This is a genomic window from Streptomyces sp. NPDC051104 (assembly GCF_040682835.1).
GTDB classification, from domain to species: domain Bacteria; phylum Actinomycetota; class Actinomycetes; order Streptomycetales; family Streptomycetaceae; genus Streptomyces; species Streptomyces cynarae.
This window is the reverse complement of record NZ_JBFBBS010000130.1, coordinates 1-1,756: the sequence shown is the minus strand read 5'-3', so window position 1 is coordinate 1,756 and position 1,756 is coordinate 1. Positions and strand designations below refer to the sequence as shown.

Annotated in this window: 1 protein-coding gene; it reads left to right on the top strand. The window is 68.1% G+C overall.

Translation table 11 applies throughout. The features are described 5' to 3' along the window. Positions 1-493: 493 nt before the first annotated feature. Positions 494-1,723, top strand: a complete 1,230-nt coding sequence (locus AB0N14_RS40035; protein WP_366030596.1) for an IS110 family transposase — start codon at positions 494-496, stop codon at positions 1,721-1,723. Positions 1,724-1,756 lie beyond the last annotated feature (33 nt).

Genomic DNA, 1,756 nt, shown 5'->3' with positions numbered 1-1,756 from the left:
TCTCCTAATCCGTGGGTAAGGACGGTTCGCCAGATCGGGCACAGAGGCGAGCCGTTCGAGAATGCCGGGCCCGTGGCTTCTGGTTCCATCCAGGCTCCCGAAACCTTTCCGTGTACTGGTGGGCGGTCCCGGCTCCGATGGTGGTGGCGGCCGCATGGGCGGCGGACGGATGCCTACACGTCTCCGGGCTTCGACGCCTAGCTGTAGACCGTGCGGCGTCCGGTGCCCTCGCGACCGCCGCCACCGTCAACACCGCCAGCATGATCACTCGTTGGTGTTGGTGGTGCGAGCCCATCGCGCGGTGACCTCTTGATATGCCCGAGCCGATTTTCGAGCTCCCGCACAGACCGAGGCCCGTGGGGTGCGCTGGTGCCACGAACAGCTGCTGAGGTGGCGGACCGGCCTGGAGGGTCGAGTCCTGGGATTAGGTCGCTGCGTGGTTCCGCTCGAGCTCGTGACCAGTACAAACGCATAGGCAGTACCGGGAGGGACCTTGATTTACTGCGGCATCGACTGGGCAGAGAAGACACACGACGTGGCGCTGGTCGACCACACCGGAACGCTGGTCGCCAAACGGCACATCACCGACGACGCGGCCGGCTACAAGATCCTTCTGGACCTGCTCGCCGAGCACGGCGACACCGAGGACAACCCCATCCCGGTCGCGATCGAGACCTCCCGCGGCCTGCTGGTCGCCGTCCTGCGCACCGGCCGGCGGAAGGTTTACGCGATCAACCCTATGGCCGCCGCCCGCTACCGCGATCGCCACTCTGTCTCGCGCAAGAAGTCCGACCCCGGTGACGCCCTCGTGCTGGCCAACATCCTGCGCACGGACATGCATGCCCACCGGCCTCTGCCCGACGACACCGATTGTGCCCGGGCCATCGCCGTCCTGGCCCGGGCACAGCAGGACGCCACCTGGAACCGTCAGACCATCGCCAACCAGCTCCGCTCGCTGCTGCGTGAGTACTATCCCGCCGCCCTGGCCGCGGTCGAGCCGTGGAAGAACGGCCTGTGCCGTCCCGAGGCCCACGCCCTGCTCAAGGCTGCCCCCACCCCTACCCGCGCGGCTCGCCTGACCCGCACACAGCTCCAAGCCACCCTCAAGCGCGCCGGACGCCAGCGTGGCATCGAGGCGGAGGCCGACCGGTTGCAAGAGGTCCTCCGCGCCGAGTGGGCCCACCAGCCTGCGCTCGTGGAGGACGCCCTTGGTGAGCAGATGCTGGCCCTGCTGATCCAGCTGGAGGCCGCCTGCACCGCCGCTGACCGGCTCGCGAAGACGGTGGAGGAGGTGTTCCCTCAGCACCCGGACGCTGACATCTACCTGTCCTTCCCCGGCCTCGGCGTCCAGCTCGGCGCCCGGGTGCTCGCCGAGATCGGGGACGACCGCACCCGCTTCACCGACGCCCGCGGCCTGAAGGCATACGCCGGCTCCTCGCCCATCACCCGTGCCTCGGGCAAGAAGTCGTCCATCACCCGCCGCTGGGTCAAGAACGACCGGCTCAACGCGGCCGGCTACCTGTGGGCCTTCTCCGCCCCCAACGCCTCACCCGGCGCCAAAGCCCACTACCGCCACCGCCGCGACGACTGTGGAGACTGGCACGCCGGCGCCCAGCGTCATCTGTTCAACCGCATGATCGGCCAGCTCTACCACTGCCTCCAGCACACCGAACTGTTCGACGAACAGACCGCCTTTCCCTTCGAACTAGCCGAAGCCGCTTGACGCGCTAAACACCTGAGGTGTCTACAGCGTCTC